Source organism: uncultured Ellagibacter sp., from assembly GCF_934643285.1.
Classification (GTDB): Bacteria; Actinomycetota; Coriobacteriia; order Coriobacteriales; family Eggerthellaceae; genus Ellagibacter.
In genome coordinates this window covers 16,959-38,166 of sequence record NZ_CAKUBT010000001.1, presented here as the reverse complement: position 1 = coordinate 38,166, position 21,208 = coordinate 16,959, and the positions used below count along the sequence as shown (strand labels likewise).

General features: G+C 62.1%; 16 protein-coding genes and 3 tRNA genes. 2 read left to right on the top strand and 17 right to left on the bottom strand.

The window, feature by feature from the left end:
- Positions 1-4: 4 nt before the first annotated feature.
- Positions 5-625, top strand: coding sequence for an RdgB/HAM1 family non-canonical purine NTP pyrophosphatase (rdgB, locus tag Q0I65_RS00165; protein ID WP_296058541.1), 621 nt, complete (start codon positions 5-7; stop codon positions 623-625).
- 198 nt (positions 626-823) lie between these two features.
- Here the strand turns inward: rdgB and Q0I65_RS00160 are convergent.
- Together Q0I65_RS00160 and Q0I65_RS00155 are read right to left on the bottom strand one after the other, a co-directional pair.
- Positions 824-899, bottom strand: a tRNA-Arg gene (locus Q0I65_RS00160).
- Between the two features lie 18 nt (positions 900-917).
- Positions 918-994, bottom strand: a tRNA-Pro gene (locus tag Q0I65_RS00155).
- A gap of 480 nt (positions 995-1,474) precedes the next feature.
- Here Q0I65_RS00155 and Q0I65_RS00150 point away from each other — a divergent pair.
- Positions 1,475-3,127, top strand: coding sequence for a vWA domain-containing protein (locus Q0I65_RS00150; protein WP_296058539.1), 1,653 nt, complete (start codon positions 1,475-1,477; stop codon positions 3,125-3,127).
- Positions 3,128-4,131: 1,004 nt separating this feature from the next.
- Here Q0I65_RS00150 and Q0I65_RS00145 read toward each other — a convergent pair.
- The 15 genes from Q0I65_RS00145 to ndk form a co-directional block, all read right to left on the bottom strand.
- Positions 4,132-4,205: transfer RNA gene (locus tag Q0I65_RS00145), tRNA-Gly, on the bottom strand.
- Positions 4,206-4,376: 171 nt separating this feature from the next.
- On the bottom strand, positions 4,377-5,114 hold the full coding sequence (locus Q0I65_RS00140) for a TIGR03936 family radical SAM-associated protein (protein WP_296058537.1): 738 nt from the start codon (positions 5,112-5,114) through the stop codon (positions 4,377-4,379).
- Positions 5,111-7,141, bottom strand: a complete 2,031-nt coding sequence (locus tag Q0I65_RS00135; protein WP_296058535.1) for a TIGR03960 family B12-binding radical SAM protein — start codon at positions 7,139-7,141, stop codon at positions 5,111-5,113. Before Q0I65_RS00135 ends, Q0I65_RS00140 begins: the two co-directional genes overlap by 4 nt.
- Before the next feature lie 48 nt (positions 7,142-7,189).
- Positions 7,190-8,353 (bottom strand): hypothetical protein, encoded by a 1,164-nt coding sequence (locus tag Q0I65_RS00130; RefSeq protein WP_296058534.1) that lies wholly within the window; start codon positions 8,351-8,353, stop codon positions 7,190-7,192.
- Complete coding sequence (gene rodA, locus Q0I65_RS00125) at positions 8,350-9,570, bottom strand: rod shape-determining protein RodA (protein WP_296058532.1); 1,221 nt, start codon at positions 9,568-9,570, stop codon at positions 8,350-8,352. The genes Q0I65_RS00130 and rodA overlap by 4 nt, the downstream gene beginning before the upstream one ends.
- Positions 9,571-9,589: 19 nt before the next feature.
- On the bottom strand, positions 9,590-11,767 hold the full coding sequence (gene mrdA / locus Q0I65_RS00120) for a penicillin-binding protein 2 (RefSeq protein ID WP_296058530.1): 2,178 nt from the start codon (positions 11,765-11,767) through the stop codon (positions 9,590-9,592).
- Positions 11,768-11,776: 9 nt separating this feature from the next.
- Positions 11,777-12,301: a rod shape-determining protein MreD gene (mreD, locus tag Q0I65_RS00115; RefSeq protein WP_296058528.1), complete on the bottom strand. Its 525-nt coding sequence runs from the start codon at positions 12,299-12,301 to the stop codon at positions 11,777-11,779.
- Positions 12,301-13,227, bottom strand: coding sequence for a rod shape-determining protein MreC (mreC, locus tag Q0I65_RS00110; protein ID WP_296058525.1), 927 nt, complete (start codon positions 13,225-13,227; stop codon positions 12,301-12,303). Before mreC ends, mreD begins: the two co-directional genes overlap by 1 nt.
- Before the next feature lie 16 nt (positions 13,228-13,243).
- On the bottom strand, positions 13,244-14,299 hold the full coding sequence (locus Q0I65_RS00105; RefSeq protein WP_296058523.1) for a rod shape-determining protein: 1,056 nt from the start codon (positions 14,297-14,299) through the stop codon (positions 13,244-13,246).
- 155 nt (positions 14,300-14,454) lie between these two features.
- Entirely contained in the window at positions 14,455-16,095 is a 1,641-nt protein-coding gene (locus Q0I65_RS00100; protein ID WP_296058521.1) for a hypothetical protein, read from the bottom strand.
- Between the two features lie 414 nt (positions 16,096-16,509).
- Positions 16,510-17,802: a Ni/Fe hydrogenase subunit alpha gene (locus tag Q0I65_RS00095; protein ID WP_296058519.1), complete on the bottom strand. Its 1,293-nt coding sequence runs from the start codon at positions 17,800-17,802 to the stop codon at positions 16,510-16,512.
- A 7-nt stretch (positions 17,803-17,809) separates the two neighbouring features.
- Positions 17,810-18,604 carry an NADH:ubiquinone oxidoreductase gene (locus Q0I65_RS00090; protein WP_296058517.1) on the bottom strand — a complete coding sequence of 265 codons (795 nt, stop codon included), beginning with the start codon at positions 18,602-18,604 and terminating at the stop codon, positions 17,810-17,812.
- 1 nt (position 18,605) lies between these two features.
- Positions 18,606-19,517, bottom strand: coding sequence for an FAD/NAD(P)-binding protein (locus tag Q0I65_RS00085; protein WP_296058515.1), 912 nt, complete (start codon positions 19,515-19,517; stop codon positions 18,606-18,608).
- The gene (locus Q0I65_RS00080) at positions 19,507-20,544 is read right to left on the bottom strand and encodes a 4Fe-4S dicluster domain-containing protein (protein ID WP_296058513.1); all 1,038 of its coding nucleotides are present in this window, start codon (positions 20,542-20,544) and stop codon (positions 19,507-19,509) included. Before Q0I65_RS00080 ends, Q0I65_RS00085 begins: the two co-directional genes overlap by 11 nt.
- 249 nt (positions 20,545-20,793) lie before the next feature.
- Positions 20,794-21,201 (bottom strand): nucleoside-diphosphate kinase, encoded by a 408-nt coding sequence (ndk, locus tag Q0I65_RS00075; RefSeq protein WP_296058511.1) that lies wholly within the window; start codon positions 21,199-21,201, stop codon positions 20,794-20,796.
- Positions 21,202-21,208 lie beyond the last annotated feature (7 nt).

Here is a 21,208-nt window from a genome sequence, read left to right as displayed (position 1 = left end):
CCCCATGCCAAACGCGAAAACCGTCATCATTGCGAGCAACAACGCCCACAAAGCGGAGGAAATTGCCCACGCCCTCGACTTCCCTGGATGGGAATTCCGAACACTCAAAGAGGCGCACATCGCCTCAGACCCCGCCGAGGACGCCGACACCTTCCTCGGCAACGCGCGCATCAAGGCGAAGGCCGCCTGGGAGGCTGCGAGGGAAACGCTCGGACACCCCGTCGCCGTGCTTGCGGACGACTCGGGGCTCGAGGTCGATGTGCTCGACGGCGCGCCGGGCGTGTTCTCATCGCGCTACGCCGGCGAGCATGGCGACGACGTCGCAAACAACGCGAAGCTGCTGCGCGAGCTGGGCGAAACCCCCGATGAAGAGCGAACGGCGCGCTTCGTGTGCACGCTTGTCTATTTGGATGAGAACGGCGCCGAGACGAATGCACACGGCACGGTAGAAGGCCGCATCGGGCACGAGGAGCGCGGCGAACACGGCTTCGGCTACGATCCGCTCTTCTTAGCCGAGGTATTCGACTTCAAACGTACGCTGGCAGAAGCCCTGCCCGAGGAGAAGAACGCCATCTCGCATCGAGGGAACGCCCTCGTTGAGCTACGCGAGAAGCTGTCGAAGTAAAGTAGCAGCGCCAGCAGGACCGAAGGTCGCAAACCTCGCGACACGCGCCCCGTCTTCCTGCACGAATTGCCTGGGCTATCATCGGAAATGAAGAAATGCGCCACTCGCAAACAGCACGCGAGTGGCGCATTTTAATAGGTCGCGAATTATCGGCGAAGCGTTTAACTCATGGGGAAACTTTTTGCCCACGCAAAGAAATGGCGCGCCCAGCAGGACTCGAACCTGCAACCGTCGGATTAGAAGTCCGATGCTCTATCCGTTGAGCCATGGGCGCACATGGCGGGCAATCGAATGGTCGGGATGACAGGATTCGAACCTGCGACATCCTGCTCCCAAAGCAGGCGCGCTACCAAACTGCGCCACATCCCGACGCTGCACAGCGGCATCGATTATAGCAGAAGAATCGAAATCCACCCGAAAGACTTTCGAACGATCGGCCCTTGCCCTTCCCTGTTGTCTCGCCCTAACCCACCGCGCCCCGTCACTTCTCCGCCGCGCCTGACGCAGGTCGGCCTTCCCTTCCCTGCGGCCTTGCCCTTTCCCGCGGCTCCCGCCCTTCCCCTCTGCACCCGTCCTGTGAGCATCGTCCCCTAATGAAATTGGCGGGCCTCATACCACTTTCAACCCGATTCACCAAGGTCATCGTAACCATTCGCATATACGCACCACACTTTTTCGCGTCAAATATCACTTGACGGGTTATACTAAGCACACTGTCAGTAATTACACACAGCAAATTCCAATGAACTGCGATTGCTTATCAGCAGCCGTATTCTCGTTGGAAGAAGGGGGAGGAACCATGAGATATCCAAGAAAGCTATTAGACGGGCTCAAACGCACCGTAGCAGTTTGCGCGGTCGCGGCCTTGACGTTTGGGGTATCGGTGACTACCCCCCCCAAGCCACTGCTGAGGATATTCCCGGGGCAACGGATCAGTCTGCAGCACTAACGCAAAACGTCAAGACCGCGACCGCGCTCGACGAGAATCTCGAAACCAAGGTCACCCTTTCCTTCCCCGGTCAGCGCGAGGCAGAGCCCGCTGACGTCGTGTTCGTACTGGACAAGTCCGGCGCCTCCGCCCAGACGGACATCTTCAAACAAGCCAAGGCGTTCCTGGAGGAAATCAACCAGAAGGCCAAGGCCGACGGACTCAACATCAAGGTCGGCGTCGTCCTTTTCAACAAGATGGGCAACGTGCAGCTGCCGCTGACCAACGTGGTCACGGGCTATGACGACATCCTGAACGCGATGAACTCGAGCGTGCGTTCGGGCACCAACATGGACGCTGGTCTTCTTGCCGCAAAGAGCATTCTCGATGAGGACACCGCCGTTAAGGCCGAAAACAAGCACGTGATTCTCATCAGCGACGGTGCCACCTACCTCTACTGCAAGGACGGCGACTTCACCAAGCCCTACACCAGGTCGTTCGGCAGCGTTGAGGGCGGCAGAAACATGATGGGCGGCATCTGGGAGTGGCAGTCCCGCGAGTACCACACCGACAACGCCTGGAAGAAGTTCACCGACGGCTCCAACTTCATCTTCTCGCAGGCCATGAAAAGCCCCGAAAAGCTTGGCGAGTATCTCGCCTACTATCGCGATCAGTACGAGAACTCCGACAAGAACTGGGCTCAGTACGACTATGAATACACCGCTTTAGCAGCCAATACCGGCACCACGAACCCCATCCCTCTCGACGTTACCGCGCCGTGCAACATCGACGTCGCGTTCTGGAGCACGGACGACACCTTCCAGTCGATGGTCAACGCCGGCTACGACATGAACGTCTATTACAAGAACGCCGCCGACTTTGACGGCCAGGTCTTCCTGAAGTACCTCACCAGGAACTCCAACAACGGCGAGCTCAACACCGATTTCGACAAGCTCAAGGCCAAGCTCGTGGATAAGATCGCCGCTGGCTCGACGGTTGAAGATACTATTGGTGCCAACTTCGACTTCGTCAACGATCCCGCAAAGATCAGCCTCACCGCCAATGGCGAAAAGCTCTCGCCTGAGAAGATCGATGCCACGACCTACGGTTTCGGCAAGAACAACGACGGCACGTACCGCTTCACCCTGAAGTACCAGGCTGGGGAAAACGAGAAGCTCACGCTCACGCTGAACGAGGCTGCTGCGCCGAGCAGGCCTGTCGTGCTGGAATACAGCGAGCTGCTGGTGAATAAGCCCACCGAACCCGGCACCCACACCCTCAAGGTCAACGAGAGCGCAGTGCTCCATCCCATTGACGGCAACGGCGTGGCTGGCGAGGCATACGAGTTCCCGGTTCCCACCGTCGACTATACGGTTGCCAAGCCCGATCCGGCCCCGCAACCCGGCGCTACCGACAAGCCTTCCGACAACGGAACGACCACCGACAAGCCGGGAGCGAAGACCGCTCTAGCGAAGACGGGCGATGAGGCATTCGCGATTGGCATGGGATGCCTGCTCGTTGCGGGCGCAAGCGCTTGCGCAATCGCCACTGCCCTGAAGCGTCGTCGCAATTAAGGGCGCTCGGACGAGTAGCCGTCCACGCATAACCCCACGCCGCAAACAAGAGCGGCGCCACTGAAGAGTTTTCGAGGCGAAGTTGCACACGGCTTCGCCTCGATTGTTTCATCCTGAGAATGCACCCCTTCGACAGGGCATCTTGATGTTGCAGATGATCGAGACGAGCCGCTCTCCATCGTCGACAGCCGCGAAAAAGACGAAGCACCTGTTTACCCATGGTTTGATTGACTTGCAGCCGTTGAGCAAGCTGCGAATCTCTAGGATAATAGGGGCGGCAAGAACTAGTGCAAATGCACATACGAGTACACCTTGTTAGAGGAGAAAGCGGTAGGAACCCGCAGCTTGCCGATAGCCGTCCTTCGGGACGGCTATTTTATTACCGATTCGAAGTGAGCGCATGCACCTTGCAAAGCCTCCAGGCAGCGAGTCCGATGCTTTCAAGTCCCCAAATGCGGCGAGCTGACGCAAGTGCGCGAGTTCGCCCAATCGGACGCGCCTGTGCACGCGCTGCTTTGTCGGCAGCACAAGGTCGCCGAGACCGCTCAGCCCCCTCGCACACTCGGGTCGAAATTCCCCCGATGTCTTTTGCCTGAAGGAGCAGGGGCGCCACACTGACATCGACTTGCGCGAACAGTGAAGCCTCCAACCGCTTGAGGTTGTGTACAAAAATGACGATAAGTTATGAAGGAATTGCGTGCTACCCCCCATGTGCTATGAATATGTGGAGTATCTCATCTCGATCTTGCTTCAATTGCACCGTTTTTGGTACACATGGAGCACTTCGACAATCTAATTCACTATTCCTGCACAACTTATCGTCAATCTTGTACATGGCAACGTTTCCCACGCCCGCATTCACGCAAACTTCAGTCCCCAATTGGCACGCATTCGGTCCCGCCCTCCCCAATTTGATCCCCAGTTTGTCCCGCATCCCATTTGGTGTGAAGATTTGGCCCTAAAAGAAAAGGCCAGAGACTTATAGTCTCTGGCCTGGTGTTTCATGGAGCGGGTGACGGGAATCGAACCCGCGTTATCAGCTTGGAAGGCTGAAGTTCTACCATTGAACCACACCCGCGATTTGCAGCGTTAGCTATTGTACCGCAAGTTGCCCTATCACGGCGAAACTTTTCTCAAAGAAGCGACTTGACCACACGCGAAACCGCGCGCAGAACAGTTTTCTCTCGACGCGCGCCTCGCCCGACAGCTACCTTCGCGCATCCAGCCTAGCAGACCTCGCCGCGCGCCCCTACTCTTGGGCGATGCGCATGATATTCAGGATACGAAGCGCATCATCGTCGCAGCAGGGCAAGTCGAGTCCGCGCTCGGCCTTCTTCGCGATCATCGCCTCCGGGGCCACTGCATTCTCCACCCACGTCACGCCCTGAACGATCTCCCCCGACGCAGCCAAATTGTAATTGTCGACCGCCTCGCGCAAAAGCAAGTCCGGACGTAAGCTACCCGTCGGCTTCGCCTCCAACTTGAAGGTGGCAACCGCACCCGTGAGCTCGAAATTCCCCACGAGGAACTCGGCGGGATGCAGTACCTTCTCCTTCTTCTTGCGCACAACGTGGATCTCGTCTGGCAGCGGAAGCACCGCCGGAGTGCAAGACAGAAGCGCGCGGTACGTACTCACGGGGAAGGCGACCGACGCAGCCGCCGCCTTGGGCTCGATGTAGCGGCAGTCCTTCACCATAAGGTCGGCAACGCTCGCATCCTGAAGGGCGGAAAGCGCCTTATCAGCGGAAACATAGTGCGTCAGGCGGACGTCGGCGATCTCGTGCGTCCCTCCGACGCCGACGGGCAGCGCCGCGCCGAACGCGATGAGCATATGAGGCGAGAAGCCCTGGCTCACCGCATAAGGCAGGCCAGCACGGCGCACGGTGCGCTCAAGCGCGCGGGCAACTTCCAAATGCGACAGCATCGCGAGGCGCCCCTGCTTGGCAAACGTCAATCGAAGGCGAAATACTTGTTGCGGCTCGCTCATCGCGCACTCCCTTCGGACGCGGGAAGCGGGCACTCGTTGCTCGCCGCCTCCGCAGAACTGTCGTTTCCCGATACCTTGATGGCAGCAGGAGAAGCTGCAGCCGCCACGGCAAACGCGGACGCGACGTCGGCCTCTCCAGCCTCGGCGGCAGGCGCGCTCGGGATGGAGCGAACGCCGGCAAGCATGTTGTCGCAATCGAGCGCCTGGCAAGCACCGCAGCCCGTGCACTTCTCGAAGGTGCAGTCGGGTGTGGTGGTCTCCGCCGCCGCACGCTTGCGTTCGAGCGCCAGGTAGCGCATGGTCACGCCCGTGGAAATATGCGCCCACGGCATGACGCGCGAGGTATCCCACTGCGCCTGCGCGATTTCCGCAGGATCGATTCCCACGTCGGACGCAGCACTTCGCCAGGCGTCCTCCGAGAAGAGCTCGGTCCACGCGTCGAAGCGTGCCCCTCGGCGCCATGCAGCCTCCACCCAGTCGGCCGCCTGCCGCCCACCGCGGCTCATGACGGCCTCGACGAAGCTCGTCGCCGGATCATGCCAATGAATATCGACCGCCTTGTACTTCACACTGTTGCGCAGAAGATTCACGCGGCGCAGCGCCTCCTCGGGCGGAATCTGGCCGTCCCACTGGAAAGGCGTCTGCGACTTGGGAACAAACAGCGCGACCGACGCGCTCACCCGCACGTTACCGCGATGCTCGGGCGGCACGGCAGCCTTCGCTCGATCGTAGGCGCGCTGCACAAGGCTCGCGATGCCCTTGATGTCGTCGTCGGTCTCGGTGGGCAGGCCGATCATGAAGTAAAGCTTGCAGCGGCGCCACCCCGCCTTAAACGCGGCGTCGATGGCTCCGAACAGGTCGTCTTCCGTCACGTTCTTGTTGATCACGTCGCGCAGGCGCTGCGTGCCCGCCTCGGGCGCGAAGGTAAGGCCGCCCTTCTTCTGCCCTGCAACGAGCTCGGCCATGTCGACGCCGAACGAGTCGAGGCGCTGGGAAGGAAGCGAGATGCGCACGCCCTTGCCGTCGCACGCATGGTTCAGCTTGATGAGGATATCGGCAATCTGAGAATGGTCGGTCGAGGAAAGCGAGGTCAGACTCACCTCGTCGTAGCCAGTGTCGGCAAGGCCATCGAGCACCGACGACACCACGTTGTCCGCAGAGCGCTCGCGCACCGGGCGGTACATCATGCCGGCCTGGCAGAAGCGGCACCCGCGCGCGCACCCGCGCAGCACCTCGACCGAAAGGCGATCGTGCACGCACTCGGTATAGGGAACGATGCACGGCTCCCATCCAGAGCTTTCGGAGAAGCCCGCGAACAGGCGCTTCTCAATATGCTCGGGAACGCCCGGCTCGAGCGGCTCGACCCATGAGCCCGCGCGCTGCGCCTCCTCTTCTTCCCGCACGCGATACAGCGAGGGAACGTAGCACCCGGGAAGCGCCGCGAGCGAGCGCAGGATATCCTGGCGCGTCGCACCCGCACGGCGCCCCTCGCGCACGCAGAGCAGCGCCTCGGGCAGCGACTCCTCGCCTTCGCCGATGAGCATCGCGTCGAAGAACGGCGCATAGGGCTCGGGGTTGAAAACGCAAGGCCCGCCGCCAAGCACGATCGGGTCGTCCTGCGCGCGATCGACCGCACGCAGGGGAATGCCCGACAGGTCGAGCACTTCGAGAACGTTGGTCGCCGCAAGCTCGTGCGGCAGCGTGATGCCAATCGCATCGAACCCCGAAAGCGGGGCGCAGCTTTCGAGCGAGAACATCGGAATGCCCTCTTCACGCATGAGGTCAATCAGGTCGACCGCAGGCAGAAACGCGCGCTCGGCGGCGAGATGCTCGGTCGCGTTCACCGCGTTCACGAGGATACGAACCGCCTGATTCGGCTGCCCGAGCTCGTAGGTGTCCGGGTAGACCATGCAATAGTTGAAGTCCGCGCCTTCCTTGCGCGTGCTCCCCCATTCGTGGTCGAGATAGCGCGCTGGTCGCTCCACGCGCGCAAGCAGCGGCTCAAGCCGCGGCCACAAGTCGATCATGTATCCCCCTCGATATACCCTTGATATGCAAAACCGCAGATGCGGCCCTTATTCAGTCTTCTTGAGAACCGACGCGGCGCCTTGGCGGACCGCCGTCTTCACGGTCGAGAGCACGCGAGCCCCCGCAGGAGTCGCCGCGACATCACCCGCAATCTGCGTCGCTTTCGCCGTCGCCGTGGAAACGACGCCCGCAAGACCTGCGATGTTGCCGCCGCGCTCGAAGTACTCGACAGCTGCAAGGCCCATCGCCTTCGTGCCCGCATAGCCCACACCCGCCTTCACGGCCCAGCCGATGGCGGGCACCGCGCCCGCGACCTGGCGGGCGACGCTGCGGCACGCGAACCCACCGGCAACGATGGCGGCAAGCTCCTTCACGCGCGCGGCGCTCATGGGCTCGCCGTATGCGGCGGCGATTTGGAGCAGCATCTTCGCCTGGTTGAGCGTCATAAGCGGCATGTCGGCGCCGGGAATGAAAAGCACGAGGCCGATGCCGGCGTTCTGCAGCGACGTCGCGCTCACCGCCTCGAGCGAAAGCGGCTTGCGCACGAACGGGAACGATAGCGCGAGGGCGAGGCGCTTCTCGCGGCACGCAGCCACAACCCACTCGCCCATGCGGCGATCGAGCGCACAAGCCGCAGCCGCATCGATGGGAATCGGGGCGTCGAGGGCATCAGGCGAACTCGCCGCCGCGCCCGCGAACCCCGCGGCTGCACCCGCGCCCGCTGACTTCGCCGCGCGTATGCCCGTGAACACGCTCACATGCGCACCCGCGACTTCCCCGCTCGCGCAGGCGGCCTTGCCGTCGGCCTCACAGCCTTCAACGCCTTCAGGCGCAACCAAGTCGCCTTCGGGAATGGGATTACCGTACGCGCTCGCCATGTCGGCTACGAGGCTCGGCATCGACGTCACAACCATCACGGGAACACCCGCAGCGCGAATTTCCGCAGCTCGGCGGCCCACTTCCTCGGAGAAGCCGGCGACGATCACCGCCATGTCGTCGCCTTCGTACGGCGAGAAGGCGGGACCCGCGAAATACCCCACGGTCACGCGAGCATGCGCACCCGCGCCGACGAAGGCCGAGCGAACATGCGCAGCCACATCGCCAGGCGCCGAATCATCGATGAGCACGCTCACAGACACTGGCGTGCTGCGCGCGCTTTCGATGTCGGTCGCCGCCTCGATGACCGCCTTAAGGTCGATGGGAAGTTTCATAGCCGCCCTTCTTTCTTCTTGTCGATGTTCGATCCGCGATAGACCGAGCCGATGAGCCCCAGCGCCATGAAGCTCATGATCATGCCAGTCGAACCGTAGCTCACAAACGGCAGGGGAATGCCCGTGATGGGCATAAGACCGCAATCCATGCCGATATTCTCCAATATCTGGAACAACCACATGCCGACAACGCACATAACTATCAAGGTTCCGAACAGGTCGTTCGAATTGCGCGCGATGCGCATGCTCACGTAGATGAGCGCACCGTAGAGCGCGAGCAGGGCCATCGACCCCACGAAGCCGAACTGCTCGGCAAGCACGCAGAAGATGAAGTCGGTCTGCGCCTCGGGCAGAAAGCCGTGCCCCGACTGCGTAGCGTTGAGCAGGCCTTTCCCGAACAGCCCGCCCGAGCCGATAGCAATCTTCGCCTGCTGGAGGTTATACCCCGACGACGACGTGTTCGAGCCGTCTTGGTCGAGGAACACGAGCAGGCGGTTGCGCTGATACTGCTTGAGCAGCTTGTACTCGCCAGTGGAATTGTAAATGACCTGGTCAATCGCGAACACCGCCGCGATGGCCGCGATTCCCAGCGCCAACGTGATGAGCAGGTACTTCGAACGCGCGCCGCCTGCAACGAGCGCCATCGCGCCGATGGCGAGATACACTAGTCCCGTGCCCAAGTCGGGCTGCGTCATGATGGCCAAGAACGGCACCAGGATGAAGAAAACGACTTTCAAGTATTCCCGCAGGTCATCGAGACGGCCGCCGTAACGCGCCACAAGGGCCGCATCCATGAGGATGATCGTAACCTTCGCGAACTCGCCCGGCTGCACCTGAATGCCGAGCTTCAGCCACGATTGGGCGCCCATGCCAGCGTCGGTGCCGAGACCCGGGATATGCGGGGACAAGATGAGCGCGATGTTCAAGATGAACAGCGGCATGACCGCGTTCGCGAACCGTTGGTAGTCCACCCGCCACATGAGCATCATGACGACAGCGCCCACCGCAGCGAAGATAAGCTGACGCGTGAAGCTGTAGGTCGTGTCAGTCGACCCCTCGATGGACGACCAGCACACAAGCAGGCCGTACCCCACGAGCAGCACGATAATCGCAACAAAGGGGAGGTTTACCAGAGGGAGCCTCCCCCTGCGCGGGCTCGCTGCACGCGAAAGCGACGCATCGGGCGTCTTCAAGCTGTCTATCTGCGGCAATGCCATGCTATTCCACCTCGCTTCCCTAGTCGGAGCGGCTTGCGCTCTTGGTGCTGAAGCCTTCGATTTGACGGCCCGACGAGCCTGCGATGCGGCCCATCGAGGACGCGTCGTTGCTGCCGGCATCGGCGGCCATGACCGCTTCCATTACCTTCGCGCCCACCGGAGCCGCCACGGCCGAGCCGCCGCCGCCCTGCTCGATAACGGTCGCGACCACATACTTCGGGTCGTCGTAGGGCGCATAGCACACAAACCACGCGTCGTCGCCCTTGTCGGTATGCTCGGCGGTGCCGGTCTTGCCCGCCGCCTTGATGCCCGACTCGGCGAACAGGGACGCGATGCCCTCGTTCTCGGTGACCACGCCACGGAGGGCGTCGCGCACCGTGTCAAGATACCGCTGGTCGACGTCGGGTTCGGTGACGACCTCGGACTCATAGCTGACGACCGTCTGGCCCGAAGCGTTGCGCACTTCCTTCAAAAGATGCGGCTTCATGATCTTGCCCGTCGCGATGCCGCCATAGGCCACCGCTACCTGGATCGGCGTGACCTGCACGTCGCCCTGGCCGATGATCATGTTGGTGTAGTCGCCGCCCGTCCACGTGGCGTTCGCGGGAACGTTGCGCCAGCGCGTCGCCTTCCACTCGGGCGTGGGCACAAGCCCCTCGACCTCGCCGCCGATGTCGATGCCCGCCTTCTTCCCGAAATCGAACCGCTGGACCATCTCTTGGATGGCGGTGTCGGACAAGTTGCCGCCCTGGCTTTTCGATGCGTAGAAGAAGCTCTTCGCGATTTCGTAGAACACGACGTCGCACGAGTTGACGATGCCGCCGCGGAAATCGAGGTACCCGTGGCCGTTGTGGTACCAGCACCACTGAGGCGATCCGGTGTTGAAGCCGTCCCACTTGCCCGTGCAGTCCCACGAGCGGCCTTCCGCGAAGCCGTATTCCAAGCCTGCAAGCCCGGTGAAGGGTTTGAAGGTGGAGGCAGCGGCGTAGAGGCCCGCCGTCACGCGGTTTTGCAACGGCGCGTGCGCGGAATCGGAGTTGTAGACGTTGTTCGCCTCGGTGGACAGCCCGCCGACCCAGTTCGTCGGATCGAACGTGGGATAGCTCGACAGCGCGATGATGCTGCCGTCGCGCACGTCCATGGCCACGACCGCGCCACCGACGCCCTTTCCCGTACCGATAACGCCGTCACTAGGCGCGATAAGGCTCGCGAGCGCCTCGTCGGCGGCGTATTGGACCGAGCCTTTGATTGTCAGGTACACGTCCGAACCGCGGGTCGCCTTGGTCTCGCTCACCACGTCCACGACGTTACCTTGCGCATCGACGGTGACGACACGCTGCCCATGGTCGCCCGCGAGCAGGTTGTCGTACGCGCTTTCGATACCCGATTTGCCCACGTCATCGGTTAGTTGGATATCGCGGTTGGATGGTGCGTTGGAAACCTGGTCCTCGCTCGGCGTGCCCGTGTAACCCAGGGCATGGGCGCACAGGGCGCCGAAGGGGTAATCGCGCACCGTGCGCGTCTCTACCGTCACGCCCGAGAAGGCGTCGGAATGCTCGGCGATGAAGGCGACGTCGCGCAGGCGGACATCGCTCGCCACGACGCGCTGGCTCTGCGCGCCCGCCGTGGTCGACTGGATGCGCTGACGCACGATTGCCTGGGGAACGCCGAGGACGGCCGAAAGCCGGGCAACGACGTCGTGGTCGTCGACCACGTCCGCATCGGCGAGGACGGTCTGACTCGAGCGGTTCTTCACGAGCGCGATGCCATCGGCGTCGTAGATGTAGCCGCGCGGTGCGGGCGTCGACACCGTGGTGTAAAGGTTGCTCGCAGCCTTGTTCGAGTAATCCTCGTTTGAGAGGATCTGCATGCTCCACAGCTTCGCCGCCAAGGTGCCGAAGACGGCGACGGAGAAAATGCTGACGCCTGTGAAGCGGCCCTTCAAGCTGTCGGCAGGCTTCTTCGAGTTGGCATGGCCGCTTTTCACCTGCACATCGGACTCGGGGCGGGAAGAGGCGCCCTTGCCGCGGGCGAAGCCCCCGCTCGAGCCGACGCCGACGGTCGAGAGCTGCTGCACCTCTTTCTTTCCGCTGTTCGCGTAAGGGGTCTTCGTGCGGTTGCGCACGGAGAGCACGACGACGATGATCGCAGCCGCAACGAGCGCCGCGACCACTGCTGCGATGATGGCTACCAGCATGCGGGCCCCCTAGCGAAGATGCGGCGTTCCAGGCTGCTGCTGAATCGGCTGCGCCAGGAAACGCACGACGATCGGGTAGAAGATAAGCGCCGCAAGGAAGTTGTAGACGGTGCCCGGCAGCGCGCGGAAGACGAACGCATCGAGGGCGCTCACGCCCGCACCGAAAGCCATCATGAACGCAGCGTAGAGAAGCTCGATGACAAGCGTCGATATGGCGGCAAGCAGCAGCGGCATGAAGAGCGTGTCGTTGTTCACCAGCATGAAGATGCGCTTCGCGAGAAACGACACGCCGGTGAGCAGAAACGCCATCGCACCCACAGGACCCGTACCCAGAAGATCGAACAGCAGGCCCAAGACGAACGCGAACACAGGTCCCGATTGGCCGGGGCAGACGATGGATACGATGAGCACGTAGGCCATGATGAAGTTAGGGACCACACCGAAAAGCGCAATGTTCGGAGCGAGCGCAATCTGGAGCAGCACGGCGATGATCGCGCCGATGACGCGCGGCACGACGGTGATCGGTTCGTTCATTACTGCGCACCTCCCGTGCTCGACGACGACTTCGATTGCGAGGAAGAAGAGGAAGAGGACGACGACGAAGACGAGGAGTCCGACGAGCTCTCGGAAGCGCTCGTGACGACGAGGACCTCCTCAAGCGACGTCGCAGCATCGTTGGGAGAGACGACGATGCGGCGGCTCGCGTCGTTTTGCGCGCCCTCGATCTTCACGACGGTGCCGATGAGCAGCCCGCGAGTATAGCTTCCGCCCAGACCCGACGTGAGCACGACATCGCCCACCGAGACCTGCACGTCCGAATCGATGTTCTCAAGGTAGAGCAAGCCGTCGAGCGAGCCTCTGACCACGCCTTCCGCGCGGCTCGACTGGATAAGCGCCGCCGCACCCGAGCGCGGGTCGCTCAAAAGGCGCACGGTCGAGGAGTTCGCCTGCGCCGAGACCACCTGCCCGATCACGCCGTTCGGCCCCATGACGGTAAGACCGGTCGTCACGCCGGAGGAAGTTCCCACGTCGATAGTGACCGTCTGGTTCCACGCATCGGTGTTGCGCCCGATGATACGGCCGCCGATTCCTTCGGCACCTGAACTTTCCTTGAGGCTGAGGAGCCCCTCGAGGCGCTCGACTTCCTGGCGGTACTCCTCGGTCTGGGCGACGAGCTCGAGCAGCTCGGCGTTCTGCTCGCGCAGCTGCGTGAGCGTCGCATCGTCCGCGGAGGCGTCAGTGAGCGCATCCTGGGCATCGCTCACACCGGAGGAAGCGGACGCACCGACGAATTTCAGGGGCGCGGCGATCGAGCTTACGGCGCCCTGGAGCGCGTGCAAAGGCCCCGACTCCCCCTCGCGGGAATACACCGTCGCCATCACGAGGGAGACGGCGAGCAGAACGATAAGGAGCACCCGATTGGCGGATGCTCCGTTTCTGTTTTGGAAATTAAGCGACATAAAAGCTGTTCAGCACCTATTTCGAGCGCATGAGCGTCTGCTTGAGCGCCGTGGGCGTCTCGAGCACCTTCAGACAGCCCGTAACGACGTTGGTCAGCGCCGTCTCGCTCACCCACACGGGAATCTCGAGCTTGTCGGACAGATAACGGTCGAGACCGGAAAGCAGACCGCCGCCGCCCGTGAGCAGGATGCCGTTCTGGATGATGTCGGAAGCCAAATCGGGGTTCGTCTTCTTGAACGTTTCCTTGATATGGATGACCATTTCCTCGCACGGCGCCTGAAGTGCCTGGCGCACATCTTCGGACTGGATGGTGACTTCCTTCGGCTGCTCGGTGAGCACGTCCTGGCCGGAGATGATCATGTCGCGCTCGCGCCCGTCCTCGAAGGGCAGGATGGAGCCGATCTTGATCTTGATGACCTCAGCCGTGCGCTCGCCGATCTTGATGCCGAGCAGATCGCGCAGGTGCATAGCGATGGTTTCGTCCATGCGGTTGCCCGCAAGGCGAAGGCTCGAGGACGTCACGATGCCGCCCAAGGAGATGACGGCCACCTCGGTGGTGCCGCCGCCGATGTCGACCACCATGGAGCCTGTCGGTTCGGTGACGGGCAGATCGGCACCCATCGCCGCGGCCATCGGCTCTTCGATAAGGTACGCCTGGCGGGCGCCCGCCTGGATGGCGGCCTCAAAGACGGCGCGCTTCTCGACGGACGTGGCGCCGCAGGGAATACAGATGACGATGCGCGGCTTGGCCTGCCACGGGTACTTGCGGACCGCCGCCTTGTTGATGAACGCCGAGAGCATGGCCTCCGTCACGTCGTAGTCGGCGATGACGCCGTCTTTGAGCGGGTGCTCGGCGGAAAACGCCTCGGGCGTGTGGTTGATCATGTTCTTCGCCTCGTGGCCGACGGCGAGAACGCGATGGGTGCTCTTCTCGATGGCGACGACCGAGGGCTCGTTGATGACGATGCCCTCGCCCGTCATCGCGACGAGCGTGTTCGCGGTTCCAAGGTCGATGGCCATGTCGGTGCCCATCTGGCCCGTAAGGTTCGAGAACCAATCCATAAACGACATAAAAGCAAAACCCCTTGAGGTCACAGTTGTTTCAAGTAACGACTGATTTTATCACACGGCATTTCACCTGATTGAAAATCCATGAGGGGCACAAGGGCCGTACGAGAGCATTCCCGCACGGCCCTTAGGTCGCCATCGATCGAATTACGATTGCCTTAGCAGCTCTTACGACGTCGAGCGGCAAAGCCGATGCAGAGCACAGAACCAGCCGCAATCGCCGCAACTGCAGGCAGAACAACAAGGGTTGCATCCCCCGTCTTGTCTAGCTGGGATTGTGCGGTATCCGGGCTCTTGGAGGGATTGTCGGAATCGGCGGGGCCGGAAGGGTTGCCGGAATCGCTCGGCGTTGCCGGAAGTTTCGCGATTGGCTCGGTTTTAACCTGAGTCTCGAACGCCTGGTTCTCGAAGACGGCAGTATAAGTGCCCTCGCCTTCTTTTTCGGTAGTGGCGGGGACAGCCACCTTATAAGATGCTTTCACGGTCTCCTTCTCGATGTGGCTGGCGTCGCGATTGCAGACGCGCTCGGCGGTGCAATACCAGTCGTCTCCCTGCTTGGCCCACGTATACACAGGCGAGGCCCAGTCGTGGCCAAGCGGATCGAGGTCGTCGGACCTTGTCTGGGGCGCGAAGCACTTGTGCTGGAAGTTGGCAGTGTAGATGGCCTTGCCGTTCTCGGTGCAGCTGGTCTCGGTCGTGAGCTCAGCTTTCACGGTCTCCTCGAGCGGCCAGCCGCAGTAGCCGCACTTGGCGTGGCCGGTGCAGTACCAGCCATCGGCCTTCTGCTCCCATACGTAGTCGTCTTGATCGACGAAGTTGCCCTCATGCTCGCCATCGGTGTAATCGTGGGAAAGCATCTTGCCACCAGAGTACACGAGTTTACCGCCGATGGACACGTCGCTGCGCCCGGTGTTGTTGCCCGACTTGCCGCCGAAACCGAACAATTGAGTGCACGTGGCTTTGTCGCGCTCGGCCGTGACCATATTATTTCCAGTGAAGTTTATGACGTACTTGTAGTCGCCCATATTCGAGTCATTGATGTTCAGCGCCTGCTTGTAGAGGCCCAAAAAAGCCTTCGAATTGAACGCGCAATTGCTCACGTTCACGGTAATGTTGTTTTTGCCCGCGCCGGCATCGGTGTAGACATTGATGACCTTGCCGCTCGCGTTGAACGTGCAGCCATTGAACGTCATAATCGGCGAGCTGTAGGTCCAAATCGCATAGTCGCCGCTAGGGGCGTTAAACGTCGTGTCCGTGAATGTGGCGCTCTGGTAACCCCAGTAGAAGGTTTTGCCGTTGACGACGCAACCGTCGACCACGGTGTTGTCGGCGCGAATGAAGCCGAGATAGTTGGCGCTGCCGGAACGAAGCGTCATGTTCTTGAACGTCACGGTACCGGCGCCGTCGAAGGAGTAGTCGCCATTGTACTCGGTGCCGAAATAGGTAGGATCGGGCACCTCTGCACCGATGTTCCAGCTTGTCTTATCGGTGCCGGAACCTTCGAAAGTGAGGTCTTTGCCCTTGGTGTGGCCCTCGGAAGGCACTTTGTAGAGGGTGTAGTTGCCCTCGCCAAGCTTGAGGGTGTCGCCGCTTTGCGCCTCGGCCGCGGCGAGAGCAAGGTCGGTGTAGACCTCGCTTGTGCGGACATTCACGATTTCGCCGAACGATGCTTCGACATCTCTCGGGACGCTCTCGATGCTGAGGGAGGCATCGGTCGAATCGGCATCCTTCGCGTTCGCGTCGGCGGCGTTCGTCTCAGCAGCCGCAATGCTCGGCAGAAGCCCAAAGACCAACGTCATCGAGAAAATCGCGGAGAAGAGCCACCCCCCCCCCCGTCTTTTGAGTATTCCTGCTCGCCATAACCAACAATCTCCTTTCTTCCATCTTTTCCCGAAGCAAATCCGCAGCCCACCGCAGAGCTCGTTTATTTCGCTAGCGAAATAAAACTTGCCCTCAGTGTTAGGCAAACATGCACTTAATAGTATCACTAAATCGCTCAGTCTCAAACGATGCGCACCCGTCGGCGAAAGGGCGTGCGGCAGCAACTGCTAGATCAACCCATCTGCGCTTGAGAAGTGCTACGGAGCGAGTGACAAACCCAAAGCGCCCTCCCCATCTGCTCGGCTTGCCGGAGATGAGAAGGACGCGATTACCCATTGCCATTCGCATGCTTTCCGAGGGAATCCGTGGAGTTGCCGCTTCTTTGGCATACCCTAGTGAACGCTGCAGGAGAGACAGGGGTCGTAGGCTCGCACAAGCTCTTCCACCCGCAGACGAATATCGGCCTCGGCGGCGCCTTCCGCCACCATCTTCTCGGCGAGAACGCGCATGTCGCCTTCGAGGTTTGCAACGTTTTGCGCCGTGGGCGTGAGGATCGACGCATGCTTCACGCGGCCTTCCCCGTCGAGTTCCAGGTCATGGAAGAGCACGCCTCGCGGAGCCTCCGTGAACCCGGTCGCACGACCAGCGCGCACCTCGAAGGGCGCAGGCGCGCTCGAGCCCGCAAAGCCGTTGTCACCCTCGGCGAGCCTGCGCGCGATGCGCGCGCAACGGTCGAGCGCATCGACGAGCTCGACGGCCTGCGCGACGTTGTTGCGGAAGGGATTGCGCTCCGGCGGACGTAGCCCCGCCTTCGCAGCAGCCAGTCGCGCGCGCTGGCCGAGCTGGCCCCACGACACGTTGATGCGCGCAAGCGACGCCGTCATGTACGGCTTTCGGGACAAGCGAGAACGCGCGAAGAGCGCGCCGGAGTGCGGCACGGCGTATTCCTCAACATGGGCTTCGTGGTCGTCGGCGTCGAAGGTCTCCCCCGTGCCCACAAACCGCGCGTCGCGCGAGGTGCACACCGGGTAGTAGCCTTCCTGCACCATGGCGAGCATGTCGCCCGCCGTCTCGATGTCGGGAATAGGGAAGCTGTTGAACAGGTCGACCGTCTGCTCGGCGAAGGGAAGCATCGCTTCCATCTTCTCGGCGAGCGCCAAGTACTCGTCGCGCGAGATCTCGTTCGTGAAGCCGCCCACGACCGCCGTGATCGGGTGGACGGAGCGCCCGCCCACCTTCGTGCAGAGCTCGTTGCCCAAGGCCTTCAGGGCAAGCGCCTGGTTGAACAGCTCGGACGCCTCGGTGGCCAGGGGAAACACGCTCGCGTGCCCCGTGAAATCGGGTGCCGCGAACACAAACAGGTGCGTCGCGTGGTTCTGCAGGTACGACCCGTAGATCAAAAGCTCGCGCAGGGCGTGCGTGCGGTCGCTCACCTCGACGCCGAAGATGCGCTCGATGGCCAGAAGGTCGGTGACCACGTGGCTTGCCGAGCAGATGCCGCAGATGCGCGAGGCGATGTAGGGCACTTCCGAGAACGTGCGGCCGCGCACCATGCTCTCGAACAGGCGCGCCGGCTCCACGACGTTCATCTCGCAGGTTGCGACCGCGCCGTCCTCGATCGCGAGGTGAACGTTGCCGTGGCCCTCGATACGCGCGATATGGTCAACGTTGATCGAACATCTCATCTTGCGTCTACTCCTCGCTCGCCTCGGAAAGGGCGGGGTTCACGTAATTGAACATCTGAAGGGCCTCGTCGAAGGCCGTAACGCTCACGCCCGACTCGGCGCACACCGCCCGCGCGGCAGCCACGTTCGCATCGGGGGAAAGACCCGCGCAGCCGTTACAGGGACGGCCGAGCGACGTGCAGCGCGCACCGCACCCGCAGCGCGTGACGAGCCCCAGGCACAAAACGCCGCGGCCGAAGAAGCACCCGCGGTCGTTGTGCTTGCACTCGCCGCACAGCGTCGCCGTCTGCGGCAGGCGGTTCGAGCCGTAAATCGCGCGCTGCAGCACGTCAATAAAGGCGAAAGTGTCGATAGGACAGCAGAGCACCTCGAAGTCGACATCGATGTATGCCGAGATGGGCGCGGGGTCGACAAGTTTACCGCACGCCTCGGGCGCGCCGGCCTCGCCGTAGACAGCAGCGGCGCCAGCTTCCACATTGCCCGCCGCCATGCCGGGGATGCCCGCCGTTGTGGCGCACGCTCCCACGGCGATCACCGCACTCGCCTTCTTGCGCACGGCCTTGAGGGTCTCGATGGCCTCGGCGGTCGTCGCCGCACCCTCGATCACCGCCACGTCGAACTCCTCGGGCATGGGATCGCTCGAGGCAAGCTGCCAATAGCGCAGGTCGATCTGGCCCAACACGTCGAGCAGGTAGGGCTCGGCGTTGGTGATCTGGAGCTGGCAGCCAAAGCAGCTCGCCAGGCCCACCACCACAACGCGCGGTGCAGCCGGTCGCTCGCGCTCGAATTCAAGATTGCTCATGCTACATCGACCCCTGGATGTTCTTGGCTTCCCAGTAGTTGAACACGGGCCCGTCGATACAGCAGTACTGGTGCCCGATTTGGCAGTGGCCGCATTTGCCCATGCCGCATTTCATGTGCCGCTCGAAGCTCATGTAGATGTGGTCGTAGGAAATACCCTTCTTGCGCATTTCCTGCACGACGAACCGATACATCACCGGCGGGCCGCACACGGCGCCATATGTGTTGTCCGGGTTGATTTCGAGCCGCTCGAAGGGCTTCGTGACCAGGCCTTCCTCGCCGTCCCACGTCTCGTCGGCGTGGTCGACGGTAAGGTAGAGGTCGAAATCCCTGCGGTGGCGCCACATCTCGAACTGGTTGCGGAACATCACTTCCTGCGGCGTCTTGCTGCCGTAGATGATGGTGACTTTGCCGAAGTCGGAGCGCTCGTCGTGGATGTTGTTGATAAGGCTGCGAAGCGGCGCGATGCCAAGACCACCCGCCACGAGCAGGATGTCGTGACCGCGCATCTTCTCGAAGGGAAAGCCGCGCCCGAAAGGCCCGCGAATGCCCACGATGTCGCCGCACTGCATCTTATGGAGCGCCTCGGTGAAGCGGCCCGCGCGGCGCACGCACAGCTCGATGAAGCCGCTCTTCGACGGCGAGGACGAGATGGAGATCGGCGCCTCGCCCACTCCGAAGATGGAAAGCTCGACGAACTGGCCGGGCTCATGGTGGAACGCGTTGCGGATGCACTCGTCGACCAGGCGGAACTCGAAGAGCTTCTCGGTCGCGGTGAGCTCGGTGATCGATGTGATGCGCGCCGGCCACGGGCGATACGGGTTCGCGGCCATGCGCTCGGCGCCGGTCATCGGCGACCCGGCGTCATGGAAGGGATGCACCTCGATTGCGGAGGCTGCAACGTTATTCGGCATCGTCTGCCCCCTTTCGCTCGAAGAACTTCAGCACCTCGATGGGATTGATGTTGGCCTTGCAAGCGCGCACGCAGCGCCCGCATCCCACGCAGAGCATGCGGTCGTGCGTGGCCAGAAAGCCGTTGAGCTTGTGATACATGCGATGGCGCACGCGGTTGCGCCCGTCGGGTCGGAAGTTGTGCCCGCCCGCCACGACGGCGAACTGCGGGTTCGTGCAGCAGTCCCACACGCGCTCGCGCGAGCCGTGCTTGCCGTCGGGGGTGCGCACGTCGCGGATATCGAAGCAGTAGCACGTCGGGCACGCCGAGGCGCACGCGGTGCACGACAGGCAGCGTCCGCCGAGTTCCTCCCAGAAGGGGTCGGAATGGAAGGCGTCCATCAGCATGGCGACTTCCTGGATGTCGGGGATTTCCTTGTTGAAAGCCTCCTGACGACGGCGGGTGACGTGGCGGAACTCCGCTCGCTCCTCGTCGGTCGCCTCACGGGGAGAGCACGCCGCCTCCAAGATGTTCGCGGCCTCGACGCTCGAGATGCTCACCAGGTACTTCCCGCCGATATCCTGCAGGAACAAATCGTAGCCGAAGCGAGCCTCGTCGCTTCCCCACAGATGGCAAAAGCAGGTGTCGGTCGGCATGCAGCTGATGCCCACGATAAGCGTGGCGTTGCGGCGCGCCGTGTAGTACGGATCGGGGTACGGTCCGTCTCGGAACACCAGGTCAAGGCTGTTGAGCGCGTTGATGTCACACGCATGGGCGCCGAACACGACGCGCGGTACGACAGGCTCCGAGTACTCGGTGACGTCGTTGGTCTCGGCGTCGAAGGTGAGAAGCGTCTCGCGCACCGGCAAGAAGAGCTTCTTCAGCGGGGTGATGGTGGTCGTGTAATCGAGCGCGATTTCCTCGAACGACTCGACCGTCGAGTACGCATGGCTCATGCCGCTCTTGACGGGGGCGATCACCTCATAGGTTTCCAAGAAGGCCGACACAAGCGAGGGAAGCTCGCCCGCATCGATAACTCGATAGAGCATACGCACGCATCCTTATCTCGTCTGGGATTACTTCGTGCGCGTATCATGCTACTCCGACAAGCGCACCCAAAGAGTAACATATCGACCAGTGGCACGTTTCCCCGACGCGGGATGGATGGGATTTCGTGCCTGCGCACCACTGTCACACCCCTCGAAAACGCAAGAAAGCCGACAAGCCATGAGGGCTTGCCGGCTTTCGGATGCGCTTGGGGCTAAACGTGCTCCCTATGACGCTCGCTCAATCGCAGCTTATGCGCCGAAGAACACCTTGATCTCGCGCTCGGCGGACTCGACGGAGTCGGAGCCGTGGATCACGTTCTCGTCGACGGTCAGGCCGAAGTCGCCGCGGATGGTGCCGGGGGCGGCATCGGCGCAGTTGGTGGCGCCCATGAGCTTGCGCATGGTGGCCACGGCGTTCTCGCCGGAGACGACCATCTTCACAACCGGGCCGGACGTGATGTAGGAGACAAGACCCTCGTAGAACGGCTTGCCCTTGTGCTCGCCGTAGTTCGCCTCCGCCTCTTCAAGCGTCACCATGCCGAGCTCCATGCGCTCGATGGTCAGGCCGACGCGCTCGATGCGGGAGATGATCTCGCCGATGTGACCGTTGCGCACACCGTCGGGCTTGATCATGTTGTAGGTCTTCTCGATTGCCATGCTTGTA